Below are 13441 nucleotides of genomic sequence, written 5' to 3' on the forward strand. Positions count from 1 at the left end.
GGCGGCGCACTCAGGCGAATTTGTCCGCCTTGCGCCGCCCAAAGCGCATCCCGTGTTCGAGATGCGCGCGCAACTGGATGTAATAGGCTTCGAGAAACGGGCGGTGGTCCTCCGCGCCGACGCTCCAGCCGATCTTGCCGCAGATCGTCGCGGCAACCTCGGCCAGGGTCTCCGCCCGGTCCTCGTGCAGCACGCGTTCGAGGGCCTGAAGCTCGTATTCACCGTAGACGGCGAGTTCCTCCGCCCCGAAGCGATAGGTCGCAACGGGCGCCGCCTGCGCGGCTGGGCGCAGCGCCAGCGGACGGCGCAGCTTGCGGGTCTGTGCCTCGACCACCCATGTCCCGGCGATCATGTCGCCGCAGCGCAAGCCATCCTTGTTGATGAAAGGCATGCACACGAACAGGGCGAACCAGCCCAGCCCCGCCCAGGCGGCAAGGTCGGTATCGCCGCCGCTGGCCATCGCACCGCCGAGGAACACCAGCGGCATGAACAGTTCGACATCGCGCAGCAGGTTGCGCGCGATCACCGCCTCGGTCGTCAGCCGCCCGCCATCGCGCGCCGCCACGCGGATGCCCGCCAGCCGCTTGCCCGGCGTCGACCCGCGCGGCCCCAGCTCGAACGCCAGGAACCAGGCGTTGCGGAACAGGAACATCGCGAGGAACCACAGGACCGCGAGGCCCTGCAAGGCATGGCCCGCTGGCCCCTTGTCGGACAGGTTCAGGCCCACGCCCTGCGCCAGCCACAGCAACGCAAGGCTGGTCACGACCATCGCCGCGCCGATCAGGAACAGGTCGATCAGCAGCGCCGCCGCGCGGGCACCGCGCGACGCCAGCACAAAGGGCAGCGCCACGCCTTCGGGCGTCACCAGCCAGCGGCGGCGGCGATCCGCGTCGGAGGCGATCCGCGCGCTCATCGCCCACGCCGCCACACGAACAGGTAGCCGATCCAGAACACCAGCATGAAGCCGCCCACGATCAGGCGCGGCGCGGTGGCGTCGAGCAGCTGCCGCGCGAAAGCCTCGAGCAGCGCCGCCACGATCAGCATCAGCACCACGCCGGTCATCACCAGCGCCGCGCGCCTCCCGGCGACGGCGGCGGCATCGAGCACCGCCACCTCGCCCGGAAAGGCCATGGCGCGGCCAACGTGCAGCCCCGCTGCCCCCGCCAGCAGGATCGCGAACAGTTCTGTCGTGCCGTGAACCGATAGCCAGCCGACCAGTTCGAAAGTCAGCCCCTGCCCGTGATAGAGCCACAGCAGCGCGCCCAGCATCGCGGTGTTGTGCAGCAGCAGAAGCAGCGTCGGCACGCCGAAAGCGAAGCCGAGCGCGAAGGCGAGGATCGAGACCTGCGCGTTGTTGCTGAACAGCATCGCCGCAAAGACCGACAAGGCAGGCTCGTCCGCATTGCCGAACAGCGTGCGCTCCAGCACCGCCCTGCTCGCGCCGGGTACGCGCTCGTCGCCCGACGGGGCCAGCGCATAGTACCAGTTCGGATCGGACGCGACCAGCAGCCAGCCGACCAGCGTGCCCGCCACCATCACCGCGAGCGCGATCAGGATGTCCGGTCCGAGCCCGCGTACCGCCGCGCCCCACCCGCCGCCGAGGAAACCGCGCAGCCAGCGCCACAGCCCCGCGCGCGGGCCATAGACCACGAACCAAGCGCGCCGGGTCAGCGATTCGAGCCAGACCGCCAGATCCTCGTCGAGCGAGGTCTCGCGCGCGATCGACAGCGACGAGGCCGCCATGCGATAGAGCGCGGGCAGCGCCAGCAGGTCTTCGTCCGACACCTTGCGCAAGCGGCCACGCTCGATTTCGGCGACAATCCGTTCGAGCCGCTTCCAGTCGCCCTCGCGCTCCAGCCGGAAACGGTCGGACCGCAGCACCGCCTGCGCCACGTCGGGCGCCTGTTCCAGCGCTCCTCGCCCGAGCAGACCGGCCAGTCGCTCGCCCAGCACGCTCATCCGACCAGCCCCTGCCGCTTGACCGCGAGATAGGCGTCGATCAGCGCGAGGCCGATCGCATCGTGCCGCGCCTCGACCACGCGCACGCCCAGACGACGCAGGCGTTGCAGCACGAGCTGGCGCTGGTGCAGCAGTGCGTTCGCCGTGACCGCCTGCGACACGGCATCGAGATCGACAGGCGGCGCGGTGGCGATCCCGGTCAGCTCGGCATCCTCCATCACCACGAACAGCACGACATGGCGGTCCACCAGCCGCCCCACGCTTTCCAGCATCAGCTCCGCGCTGGCGGGATCGGTGAAATCGGAGAACACCACCACCAGCGAACGCCGCTTGAGCCTGCTCGCCAGCGTGGCCATGGCCCAGGTGAAGTTCGGCTCCTCGGTGCGGTAATCCAGATCCGCCGCCGCTTCGCGCAGGCGGTGGAAATCGCGCGGGGCGGTGACGAAAGGCGTCAGCGCCAGCGGCTTGGCCGCAAAGCCCAGCAGCGCCACGCGGTCCTGCCCTTTGAGCGCGACCCATGCGGTGGCGAGCACGGCGGTGACGGCACGGTCGATCCGCGCGAGGCCCGCCACCGGCTCGCACATCGCCTGCCCGCAATCGAGCGCGAAGACGATCTGCGTGTTGCGCTCGGTCTCGTATTCGCGCGCCACCAGCCGCGCGTGACGGGCCGAGGCCTTCCAGTCGATCCGCCGGCGGTCCATGCCCGGCTCGTAGTCGGCCAGCGCCTCGAACTCCGCGCCCGCGCCGCGCACCCGCCGCGCGACCAGCCCGATGTCGGCATCGCGCAGGAACAGCTGCAATTCGCCCGAACGCAGCGCGGACAGGTCGGGCTGCACGCGCACCGTCAAATCGAGAGGGCGAGAAACGGTCCGTTCGGCAAGGCCCAGCGGCCCCGCCCAGCGCAGCCAGAGGGTTTCGATCCGCGCCGCGCCACGCCGGACCGGGGCAACATCGACCGCGCCCTGCAAGGCACCGTCAGCGATCGCCAGCGGCACGCCGATCCGCCCGCCCTCGACCAGTTGCGCGCCCACCGCCAGCGCCGCCTCGGCCCGGCGCGCGGGCGCGCGCAGCGGTTCGGCGAGAACCACCAGCCGCAGCGTCCGGCCCACTTCCGCCTCGTCGTCCACCAGCACGCGCGCATCGCCGATCGTGCCCGCAAAGGCCGCGTCGAGCAGCACGAGCAGCAACAGCGCGCCGCCCAGCGCCGGGGCCAACGTCCATGCCGCAGGCGCGAGCACCGCCGCGATCAGGCCGACGGGCGCGATCGCCAGCAGCAGCAACACCGCGCGCGCGGTGGGCTGGAAGCGTGGCGCAGGCAGGGCGGGCAGGCGCAGCTTCACCGCGGGCTGTCGGTCCGCGCGATGAGGTCGGCGACGATGGCCTCGGCCTGCCGCCCTTCGATTTCCGCCGCCGGGCTCAACACCATGCGATGGCGCAGCACCGCAGGCGCCAGCGCCTTGACGTCGTCGGGCAGCACGTAGTCGCGCGCCGCGATCGCCGCCCGCGCCCGCGCCGCGCCCGCCAGCAGCACGGCAGCGCGCGGGCTGGCCCCGGCGATGAGGTCGGCGCTTTCGCGCGAGGCGCGCACCAGCCGCACGATATAGTCCACCACGCTGTCGGACAGCGTGACCGCGCCGGTCGCGGCCACCGCCTGCGCCAGCGTGTCCGCATCGGCCACCGCCATCACGCCGAGGTCGGCAGGCTTGGCGCCCACGCCGCCATCGCCATAGCGCGCCACGATCCGCGCTTCCTCGGCGTGGTCCGGGTAGCCCACCAGCAGCTTGAACGCGAAGCGGTCGAGCTGTGCTTCGGGCAGCGGATAGACGCCCTGGTTCTCGATGGGGTTCTGCGTGGCGATCACCATGAAACGTTCGGACAGCGGATGGGTCTGGCCGTCGAGCGTGACGCGCCGTTCCTGCATCGCCTCTAGCAGCGCGGCCTGCGTCTTGGGCGGGGTGCGGTTGATCTCGTCGGCCAGCAGCAGGTCGTGGAAGATCGCCCCGCGCGTCAGCGTGAACTGGCTGGTCTGGAAGTTGAACAGGTTGGACCCGAGGATATCGCCCGGCATCAGGTCTGGCGTGAACTGGATGCGCCCGAAATCGAGGCCCAGCGCGGTGGCGAAGCTCTGCGCGAGGAAGGTCTTGGCAGTGCCGGGTGGCCCTTCCAGCAGGACGTGCCCGCGCGCGAACAGCGCGACCAGCAGGTGGTCGACGATTTCCTGCTGGCCGATCACGGCCTTGCCCACCTCGCCCCGGATCGCTTCGGCGAGCGCGCGTACCTCGTCCAGAGTCATTGCATCATGTCCTTTTCGAATCGGTGGAGATCGGCCGCGTGGCGCACCACGTCGTGGGCCGTGCGCGCCGTGGACAGGCGCGTGACCAGCGTGGTGAACGAAGGCCCGGCAATCCCGCGCGCCGCCGCCAGCCGGTCTATCGCGGCATCGCTGTCGGACGCGGCGCGCGCCCTGGGCAGCGCCAGGCTGGCGACCAGCCGCTCGCGCGCGGCTTCGGCATAGGGCCGGGACACGAGGTGGAGGCGGCCCGAACGGCGGATCAGACCCGCCGCATTGGCCACCAGCGCCGCCTTGCCATGTGCCAGCGCACGCGTGGGCAGCCGCGCCGGGCCGAATCGCTGGAATCCGCGCCAGATCGCCGCGGCTGCTGCCAGCAACAGGCACAGCGTGGCGGCAAGGAAGGGCGGCTCGAACGCCAGCGTCAGCAGGTTGCGCGGGGCGCCAAGGCCGACGAGCGTCAGGTCGAACGTCACCGGCACTCGCTCGCCGCCCGCCGTCGCAAGGACGAGATCGCGCGCGAGAAGGCCGCTGCGACGGTCGGCCAGCCCCCAGTTGTCGAGCAGGTCCGGCTCGAACACGAAGACCAGCGGATAGAGATCGGGATCCCTGCCCCCGATCGGCGAATCGAGTCCGGCGAAGCGTTCCAGCACCGGATAGCGGCCCGAATCGTTGGCGAAGGCGGCAAGGATGCGACCGTCGTCCGCAACCACCAGCGGCACCAGCGCCCGCCCCGCGCCCGATAGAACCGCCTTGCGTTCGGGCAGCGGCCCGCTGCGCCCCTTGGCGGTCCAGCCCTTCGCAGACGCGACGGCGACCGACACGTCATCGGCAAAGCCCGGCCATTCGGGCGGCTGCACGCCGACGATCTGCGTCCAGCCCTTTTGCGCGCGGTCATCGCCGGAAATCGGCGCAGCGCGCCACTTCGGCGTCACCACCAGCGTCGGCCCGACATGACGGTGCGCGACGACGAGGTCGGTTATATCGCTGCCCTTGGCCCCGGCGGGCGGGGTCAGCACCAGCAGGCCGGGCATGGCTTCAGCCTGCCGGTCGCGGCTGCGGCGCACGTCGAACCCGTCGGCTTCGAGCAGGGCGGCAAGCCCGGCAAAACCGTTGAGCCCGCGCCCCCCGGCATGGCCGCCGCCATCGTTGGCATCGGGCGCGGCGTGGCCAAGGCTCCACAACAGCGCGGCAAAGGCGACAAGGCCGCCAAACAGCATGGCGGCCAGCGTGCCGCGCGCGAAGGGCTGGCCGTTCACGCCGCTCCCTCCAGCCCGACGCGGGCAAAGGCAGCATAGGCGCTGCGGGCCTGCGCCCAGTCCTCGCCCGACAGCGGGCGCAGCGCATAGAGCGCGCGCTCAACAGCTTCGGCCATGGTCGCAAAGGCCGTGCGCGCAGGCGGCGGCAGCGCGGCAAGGTCGGCGATCTCGCGCGCGGTGTTCGATGGCGAGAGCAGCGTCGGGCGCGCGGTGGCGATCTGGCCGACGCTGCGGCGCAGCAGCAGGTGCGCCGCCTCGTCGAAGCGCCCCTCGGCGGCGAGGCGGTCGGCATCGGAGAGCAGCAGTTCGGCCTCGGCGTGGTCGGGGGTCCATTCCTCGGGCGCGGTCTTGCGCGTCCGGCGCGCACGCCAGACCGGCAGCAGCAGGCTGGCGGCGATCCACAGCGCGCCGATGACGGCCAGCACCAGCAGGCCGGTCTCGACCAGCCCCCAGCCCTGCCCCAGCCAGCGCCCCACGGGTTCGAGCAGTTTGGCCAGGAAGCGCATCAGCGCCTCAAGCCAGGCGGGCGGCGGCGTGGGCACCTTGGGCGGCAGCGGCGCGTACTGGATATCGGCCATGTCGCGCGCGGCGCGCCACGCACGCTCGCCGCTCTCGCTTGCGGAAATGGCTGCGGCTCGCCCCGTCACGATCGCCTTGCTGGCACGGCCTCAGGCCGCCTGCAAGCGATCAGCCGCGTTCGCGTTCCAGCGGATAAGTGCCGAGCATGCGCAAGTCCTTGGCGAAGAAGCCCAGTTCCTCCAGCGCGCGGTCCACGGCCGGGTCGCCCGGCGCGCCGACGATATCGGCATAGAACGCGGTCGCCGAGAAGCTTGCCCCCCGCTGGTAGCTTTCCAGCTTGGTCATGTTGACGCCGTTGGTCGCAAAGCCGCCGAGCGCCTTGTAGAGCGCGGCGGGGATGTTGCGCACCTCGAACACGAAAGTGGTGATGGCGGGGCCGGTGATCGTCGCGGGGTCCAGCGGCTCCTTCGCCAGCACGACGAAGCGCGTCATGTTGTCGTGCGCGTCCTCGACGTTCTCGGCGATGACCTTCAGGCCATACAGCTCGGCCGCGATCTTGGGCGCGAGCGCGCAGACCGTGGGATCGCCCAGCTCCGCGACATAGGCCGCCGCGCCCGCGGTATCGGCATAGCTCATCGGCACGATGCCCCGTTCGCGCAGATAGAAGCGCGACTGGCCCAGCGCCTGCGGGTGGCTGTAGGCCGCGGTGAACGGACCATCGCTCAAGCCCATCAGGCAGGCGTGGATCTCCATGAAGTGCTCGCCGACGATGCTCAGGCCGGATTCGGGCAGCAGGAAGTGCATGTCGGCCACGCGGCCGTGCTGCGAATTCTCGATCGGGATGATCGCGCGGCCCGCGCGGCCTTCCTTCACCGCATCGAGCGCGTCCTCGAACGAAAAGCACGGCAGCGGCAGCCCGTCGGGCAGCGCTTCCATCGCGGCGCGGTGCGAATTGGCGCCCGGCGCACCCTGAAAGGCGACCGCGCGCGCGGGATCGGCGGCGGCGGCGAGGCTCATCGATTCGACGAGGGCGAGCGCGGGTGCGGGATAGCTCTGCATGGCGAGGCGGGCGATTAAGCCCCGCAACGAGGCGCGGCAAGCGGCTTTCACCTGTCCTTGTGGCCAGAGACTGTGACAAGAGGGTGCAATGGCTCTTGCGCAGGCGCGGGGTGCTGACTAGACGGACGCGAAATACGCGCGGGGGTCGGCAGGGTGCCGGCAGGGCGCAGCATGGGGCTCGGAATGGACGACCGTTTCAACACCATCGCCGGTTGGACGCTGTTCGGCGGCATCGTGGCTCTGGGGCTTTCGAGCCTTTCGGCGCACTACTATGGCGCCAACAAGCCCGAACGGCCCGAAACGATGGGTTATGCCATTGAAGGCGTCGAGGCCGAAGGCGGCGCAGGCGCGGCGGCGGTTCTGCCGATCGCCAACCGCCTCGCCACCGGCGACGTGGCCAAGGGCGAGGCAATCTTCGCCAAGTGCAAGGCATGCCACACCATCGATCAGGGCGCTGCCAACGGCATCGGCCCCAACCTGTGGGCGACCGTGGGTGAAGCAGCGGCTGTCGGCAAGGGCGGCTTCGCCTTCTCCGACGCGCTCAAGGCCAAGGCGGCCAAGTGGGACTTCGCCACGCTCGACGAGTGGCTGACCAACCCCAAGAAGTTCGCCGACGGCACCAAGATGTCGTTCGCGGGCATCGCCAATCCGCAGGAACGCGCCGACGTGATCCTGTACTTGAACTCGAAGGGTTCGAACCTGCCGCTGCCGGCGCCCGAAGCGGTTCCCGCTGCCGGGGCGGCTCCGGCCGCTGGCGCGGCTGCCGCGCCGGTTGTCGGCGATGCCGCTGCGGGCGAGAAGATCTTCGCCAAGTGCAAGGCCTGCCACACCATCGAAGCCGGCCAGCCCAACGGCATCGGCCCGAACCTTGCCGGGATCGCCGGTGAAAAGGTCGCGGGCGACCGCGGCGGCTTCCAGTTCTCCGATGCGCTCAAGGCCAAGGGCGGCGTCTGGGACGACGCGACGCTCGACACCTGGCTGACCGGCCCGGCCAAGTTCGCCGCCGGCACCAAGATGACCTTCGCGGGTCTGCCCGATGCCAAGCAGCGCGCCGACGTGATCGCTTACCTCAAGACCAAGAAGTAAGCGCATCGCCCCGCCAAGGGGCCCAAGCGAATCGCAAGAAGGGCGCTCCTGCGGGGCGCCCTTTTTCGTTGGAGACGGCAAGGCCGGCGGCAAAGTGCGGATCGGCCCCCAGCACGCGCAAGCGGAGCCCCCCAAAGCAAAAGGGCGACCGTGGGGCCGCCCTTCGTCTGTTTTCAGGCTGTCTGTTTCAACCTGCCAGGTCAGTCCACCATGTCGCGGACGATTCGCCGCAGTTCCTCGCGCGAGAGCGCCGGGGCAGTGGCCTGCACCAACTCGGGCCGGAAGCGGCGGAGCAGGACGGCAGGGAAGTTCGAGAAGCCGTTGGTCGTCTTGGTATCGTTCAGATGCATCATCATTCCTGACGCGTAGCACGCGCCTGTTGCAGGTATGGGACTCAGCGCCTGCGCGCTGCACCAGGCCCGCCGCCACCGATCTTTTCACGGTAGACGATACGACCCTTGGTAAGATCATAGGGGGTCATCTCGACGCGCACGCGGTCGCCCACGATCGAGCGGATGCGAAACTTGCGCATCTTGCCCGCGGTATAGGCGATGATCCGGTGGTCGTTTTCCAGCCGGACTCCGAATCGGCCATCGGGCAGGATCTCATCGATCTCGCCATCGAGCGTCAGCAGTTCTTCCTTGGCCATCGAGCGGCTCCCCTTGCGAAGTGACAGGTCGTCGCCCGAATACGGACGTGCGCGCAACCGGAAAAACCGGCACGGCGGCAAGGCTCGGATGGAAAAAGGTTGCGGAGGCGACAGGGCTTTGCGCCCGGCCAACGCCATGATTTTCCGTCGCAGGCGACGTATGCAGGGCCGGATATGGGCGAAAGCGGCACAAAATGCAAGGGTGCGCCCGCATTTTGCGCCGCGTTTGCGCGATTCACGGCTTCTTCCGGCGCACTTGCGCGGCGGCGGAAACGTTGATCGTGCCCAGTGGCCCGGCCAGATCGTGCAGGCGGCATTCCCCCACCGCGACGCCCGCGCGGCTGAGATGCCCGGTCAGTTCGTAGCCCAGCCATTCGCCTAGCGGCAGGCGGTGGAGATAGGCGGTGAAGTCGGTGTTGACGTAATCGATCCCGAACCGGCTCGAATGAGTCAACGGGCTGGCGAAATCGCCCGTCACCACCACGCGCAGGAACGGCGTCAGCGCATGGCCCGCCACCACCTCGCCCAGCGGCTTGAGCCAGACCTGCCGCCGTTCGGGCGGGGCGATGTCGCCCAGCACGGGCACGTTGCCATGCGCCGCATCGCCCCCCGGCGGCGCAACGCGCTCCACCCGCGCGTATTCGGGCGGAATGGGCCGGGCGTCCCAACGGGTGAAGCGATGGAGCGAGGGCAGCGTATCGGGATGCGGCACGGCCCACGTCGGAGTCTGCCAGGTGGGATTGGCGGGCGCCTCGCCCTCGCGCACGAACTGGCAGGTGGCGCGCGTCACCAGCTTGCCGCCGCAGACGATCCGCGCCTCGATCAGCTTGAGCCGCCCGCCATCGTGGATCGCCTCGGTCGTCACGGAGAGCGGCTCGGCCGGGGCCATGCGCAACATGTCGACGCAGAAACGAACCGGCACGAGGCCCGACGCGCCGAAATCGCGCTCGATCACATAGCCCGTCAGCGCCGCAACCGCCGATCCGTTGAGCGTCCCTTCCTGCCAGTAGCCGCGCCCGGCGCGCGTGGGCACGAACAGATCGCCGTCCTGCTCGAACAGCGGCAGCGGATGGTGAATGGCGTTTTCGGCAGCAGTTTCAGGGGCAGGCGCGGACAAGACGATCTCCGGTCGGAAATGAAGCGGTTTTAATTACACGCTTAAACGAGGTTGCCAAGGCGATGCGGGGCACGATAGGATCGCACGCGACAAGACTTGCGGGGAGAGCGCGCCATGACTGACCTGTTGCTGCACCAGTATGATTCGTCGCCCTTTTCGGAAAAGGTGCGGGTGTGCCTGGGCATCAAGGGCCTGGCCTGGGGTGCGGTCGACCAGCCGGTGGTCATGCCCAAGCCCGAGCTGCTGCCGCTGACCGGGGGCTATCGCAAGATCCCCGTGCTGCAGGTGGGCGCGGACATCTATTGCGACAGCGTGCTGATCGTGCGCGAGTTGGAAGCGCGCCATCCCGCGCCCGGCCTGTTCCCCAGCGGTGCGGGCGGCCTTGCCTCGGCGCTGGCGGAATGGACCGATCGTTCGTTCTTTCAGGCCGCCGTCGCGGTGATCTTCGCCCATGTCGGCGAGACCATCGGGCAGGAATTCATCAAGGACCGCGAGGCGCTGTCGGGCGCGCCGTTCAACGTGGCCGCGATGAAGGCCGCCTATCCGCACATGGCGACGCAATTGCGCGCCCATGCCGCGCTCGTTTCACAGCAGCTGGCCGATGGCCGCGCCTTCCTCGAAGGCGAGAGGCCCGGCCTTGCCGACGCCAATGCCTTCTACAACCTGTGGTTCGTGCGCTCGTTCTTCCCGCCCGCCGCGCCGCTGTTCGAAGACCTGCCGGGCCTTGCCGACTGGTACGGCCGCGTCGTCGCGCTGGGCCACGGCCAGCGCCGCGAGGCGACCCGCGCCGAGGCGCTGGCCGCTGCGCGCGCAGCCCAACCGTCGGCCACGCCGGTACCCGCCGGTGAACCGGCCGCCGCGCCGGGCGATGCCGCGCTGATCGGCCACAAGGTGGTCGTCTCGGCCACCGACTATGGCCGCGATCCGATTGCGGGAACGCTCGTTGCCGCCTCCGCGCTGCGGTTGGTGGTGCGGCGCGAGGATGCGGACCTCGGGGCGATCCAGGTCCACGTTCCCCGCATCGGCTTCGCGCTGGCGGCGGCATAGGCCGGACGGGACGCCATCCCCCGCGCAAGAAGCGATGGGAACGGCGTTTCAATGCACCGGCGGGTCGAAGGGCGGGACCGCGCCGATCGGGGCGACGGGTTCGCCTTCGGCGCGCGGTGGCAAGGCGTTTTCAGGAACGTCCTCGATCTGCATGGCGCGGGTCGGGATCATTTCCAGATTGCGCACCCGCACGCGGATGTCGCCATCTGTAAAGGTCAGTTCGTTGAAGCTGGGCGGGGTCGACCGCACCCGCTGGGATAGCGTGCCCGCGCCGATCATCCGCACCGGCCCGTTGGGGGTGGGATGGATCAGGTCGAACGGATCATGGACGTGGCCCGACAGCACCGCCAGCACGCCGCGCCTCGCGAGTTCGGCCAGCGCGTGATCGCCGCCGCGTGTCAGCGCCTTGCCGCGCGTGCCCGCTTCGACCAGCGGGTGATGGCACGCTACGATCGCGCGCGTGCCATGCGGAAGCGCGTCGATCTGGCCCAGCGTTTCTGCCAGCGCCTTGCGGCCCACGGTGCCCTTTGACCAGTTGAGCCGCCATTGCGCGCGCGCCGTGGTCTTAAGCGGGACGATCGCCGCGCCCGGCAGCGGCACTTCGCGTTCGAGCACGCTCTCGATCGAGCGGAAGCGGCGGTAGGGATCGAGGAAGCGCTCGACCAGGTTGAAATAGGGCAGGTCGTGGTTGCCGACCTCGACCGTCACCGGCACGTCGAGCGCGCTGATCCAGGCGCAGGCGGCGCGGAATTCGCGGTGACGGGCACGCATCGTCAAGTCGCCGGTGATGGCGACGGCATCGGGGCGCTCCTCGCGCACGCAGTCGACCACCCAGTCGAGCGCGCGGCGGTCTTCGAGGCCGAAGTGGATGTCGCTGATGTGGAACACGCGGGTCATGCGCGCCTCCTCTCCCGGCGCGCAGCCCCGGTCAACCATCTGCGGGGCCGGCTCGGCCCAGAAAGTGCACGTCGAGCGTGATACAGGCGAAGGTTTCGCGGGGTGAGCCGTCGTGGCGCTCGCCGTCGATCATCAGCGCGATGGGGTCGTCGCTTTCGACGGTGACGCGTTCGCACGTGCCCAGCTTGTCGTGCGGCCCGGCGCGAAAATCGCGCTTGACCAGCATGGCGACGCCTTGCGCGGCTACATCCCCGATCCCCTGCGCATCGTAGCCATCGAGCGTCAGCGTGCCCTGCGTCGCATCGAGCCTCAGCGCGCGGTAGCCTTCGGGCTTGCCCAGGCGCGGCTCGGCCACGCGGACCGGTGCGCCATTGGCGGTGGTCCGCACCGCTTCGCCCAGCGCGCTGGCGATGGTGGACAGGTCAAGATCGCGCACGCCTTCACGTACATCGGCCCAGGTCGCGCCGGGGCCGGCCAGCACTTCGACCAGCGCCGGCCCCTGCGAGGTCGCGACAGCGCGTGGCTGGCGGCGGGAGAGCCTGTCGGAAGCAAGGGATTCAAGGATGCCCCCAAGGGTGCAGTCTTCGCCATGCAGCGCCTTGGCCAGCAGGTTCTGCGTGCCGCCCGGCAGGACCAGAACGTCGCCCTGCCACCCTTCGAGACGGCGAACCTGCGAGTTGGCGGTGCCATCGCCGGTGAAGATCGCCAGCGTGGCCACACCCGCCGATTCGAGCGCGGCGCGATCGGCCAGCTCGTCGTCGGGAAAGCGCAAGGTACGCGCGGGGCGCAGCGCCTGTTCAAGCTGCTCCACCGATTCGGCGGTATTGCTGCCGCTAGCGGCGTTGACGAGCAGCCACAGCGGGCGGGTTTCTGAAATGTCGGACATCGTGCGCCAGAACCGCGCGAAAGGGGCGCCGGTTCCCGCCGCCTGTCGTTCGCAGAGCGTGGGATGCGGTTCGTCGGCCCGGACGACGGTTGGTCGGGCGCGCTTGCGGGCCGATCGACCATGGCGCGCGCCAGCCCCATGATTCGCCTAGGAAAATGGTCATGCGGCGGCGGTAACGCACCCCCCGAACCCCGCTCCGCCGCCGCAACCCTGAACGACACCTAACCGACCCAGAACGAAACCTGACCCGACCCCGAACCCGTCCCAGGAGCACTGCCATGATCCGCAACACCACCCGCTCGATCGCCGCCGCTGCCGTGTTTGCCGCCGCGACGCTTTCCATCCCCACCGCCTTCGCCGCCCCTGTCGAACTCGAAACGCGCAGCAAGGTCGTCAGCCTCTCCGGCCTCGACCTGTCGACCGCCGAGGGCCAGGCGCAGCTCGATGGACGACTGCGCCGCGCCGCCGGTGCGGTGTGCGACGTGAACACCGGACCGCACCCGCTGAGCGAGCGCAGCTACGAACGCCGCTGCTTCAACGATGCGCTGAAGGCCGCGCGCGCCAGCTATGCCATGGTGCGCCAGCAGCCCGCGATGGCCCGCTGATATCGTTCCGGTGAGATGATCCGCGCGCCGTTCCAGCCAGTCCCACGGCGCGCGGGGACATCCGGCAC

The 13441-nt window shown here is 69.9% G+C and carries 15 protein-coding genes; 3 read left to right on the forward strand and 12 right to left on the reverse strand.

The window, feature by feature from the left end; genetic code table 11:
• Positions 1–10 precede the first annotated feature (10 nt).
• Genes K3A84_RS12900 through K3A84_RS12930 form a run of 7 tightly spaced genes read right to left on the reverse strand, consistent with a single transcriptional unit; the run spans position 11 to position 7086 of the window.
• Positions 11–913 carry an RDD family protein gene (locus K3A84_RS12900; RefSeq protein WP_225009753.1) on the reverse strand — a complete coding sequence of 301 codons (903 nt, stop codon included), beginning with the start codon at positions 911–913 and terminating at the stop codon, positions 11–13.
• Positions 910–1959, reverse strand: a complete 1050-nt coding sequence (locus K3A84_RS12905) for a stage II sporulation protein M (RefSeq protein WP_225009754.1) — start codon at positions 1957–1959, stop codon at positions 910–912. Before K3A84_RS12905 ends, K3A84_RS12900 begins: the two co-directional genes overlap by 4 nt.
• Entirely contained in the window at positions 1956–3299 is a 1344-nt protein-coding gene (locus tag K3A84_RS12910) for a DUF58 domain-containing protein (protein WP_225009755.1), read from the reverse strand. The genes K3A84_RS12905 and K3A84_RS12910 overlap by 4 nt, the downstream gene beginning before the upstream one ends.
• Positions 3296–4252 (reverse strand): AAA family ATPase, encoded by a 957-nt coding sequence (locus K3A84_RS12915; protein WP_225009756.1) that lies wholly within the window; start codon positions 4250–4252, stop codon positions 3296–3298. The genes K3A84_RS12910 and K3A84_RS12915 overlap by 4 nt, the downstream gene beginning before the upstream one ends.
• Entirely contained in the window at positions 4249–5508 is a 1260-nt protein-coding gene (locus tag K3A84_RS12920; RefSeq protein ID WP_225009757.1) for a DUF4350 domain-containing protein, read from the reverse strand. Before K3A84_RS12920 ends, K3A84_RS12915 begins: the two co-directional genes overlap by 4 nt.
• Complete coding sequence (locus K3A84_RS12925; protein ID WP_225009758.1) at positions 5505–6155, reverse strand: DUF4129 domain-containing protein; 651 nt, start codon at positions 6153–6155, stop codon at positions 5505–5507. The genes K3A84_RS12920 and K3A84_RS12925 overlap by 4 nt, the downstream gene beginning before the upstream one ends.
• A 40-nt stretch (positions 6156–6195) precedes the next feature.
• Entirely contained in the window at positions 6196–7086 is an 891-nt protein-coding gene (locus K3A84_RS12930; protein ID WP_225009872.1) for a prephenate dehydratase, read from the reverse strand.
• A 183-nt stretch (positions 7087–7269) separates the two neighbouring features.
• On the opposite strand from K3A84_RS12930, the gene K3A84_RS20640 reads away from it, so the two are divergent.
• On the forward strand, positions 7270–8172 hold the full coding sequence (locus K3A84_RS20640; RefSeq protein ID WP_225009759.1) for a c-type cytochrome: 903 nt from the start codon (positions 7270–7272) through the stop codon (positions 8170–8172).
• Positions 8173–8372: 200 nt separating this feature from the next.
• Here the strand turns inward: K3A84_RS20640 and K3A84_RS12940 are convergent, their stop codons facing one another.
• From K3A84_RS12940 to K3A84_RS12950, 3 genes are all read right to left on the reverse strand, one after another.
• Positions 8373–8528: a hypothetical protein gene (locus K3A84_RS12940; protein ID WP_225009760.1), complete on the reverse strand. Its 156-nt coding sequence runs from the start codon at positions 8526–8528 to the stop codon at positions 8373–8375.
• A 38-nt stretch (positions 8529–8566) separates the two neighbouring features.
• Positions 8567–8821, reverse strand: a complete 255-nt coding sequence (infA, locus tag K3A84_RS12945) for a translation initiation factor IF-1 (protein WP_169495020.1) — start codon at positions 8819–8821, stop codon at positions 8567–8569.
• 235 nt (positions 8822–9056) lie between these two features.
• On the reverse strand, positions 9057–9938 hold the full coding sequence (locus K3A84_RS12950; protein ID WP_225009761.1) for a thioesterase family protein: 882 nt from the start codon (positions 9936–9938) through the stop codon (positions 9057–9059).
• Between the two features lie 114 nt (positions 9939–10052).
• Here K3A84_RS12950 and K3A84_RS12955 point away from each other — a divergent pair, with 114 nt between their 5' ends.
• Positions 10053–10985: a glutathione S-transferase family protein gene (locus K3A84_RS12955; protein WP_225009762.1), complete on the forward strand. Its 933-nt coding sequence runs from the start codon at positions 10053–10055 to the stop codon at positions 10983–10985.
• Between the two features lie 48 nt (positions 10986–11033).
• On the opposite strand, the gene K3A84_RS12960 is transcribed toward K3A84_RS12955, so the two are convergent.
• Together K3A84_RS12960 and K3A84_RS12965 are read right to left on the reverse strand one after the other, a co-directional pair.
• A complete protein-coding gene (locus tag K3A84_RS12960) occupies positions 11034–11882 on the reverse strand; it encodes a metallophosphoesterase family protein (RefSeq protein WP_225009763.1) in 849 nt (282 codons plus the stop codon).
• A 31-nt stretch (positions 11883–11913) separates the two neighbouring features.
• A complete protein-coding gene (locus K3A84_RS12965) occupies positions 11914–12768 on the reverse strand; it encodes a diacylglycerol kinase family protein (protein ID WP_225009764.1) in 855 nt (284 codons plus the stop codon).
• Between the two features lie 278 nt (positions 12769–13046).
• Here K3A84_RS12965 and K3A84_RS12970 point away from each other — a divergent pair, with 278 nt between their 5' ends.
• On the forward strand, positions 13047–13373 hold the full coding sequence (locus K3A84_RS12970) for a UrcA family protein (protein WP_225009765.1): 327 nt from the start codon (positions 13047–13049) through the stop codon (positions 13371–13373).
• Positions 13374–13441 lie beyond the last annotated feature (68 nt).

The organism is Novosphingobium percolationis (genome assembly GCF_020179425.1).
GTDB classification, from domain to species: domain Bacteria; phylum Pseudomonadota; class Alphaproteobacteria; order Sphingomonadales; family Sphingomonadaceae; genus Novosphingobium; species Novosphingobium percolationis.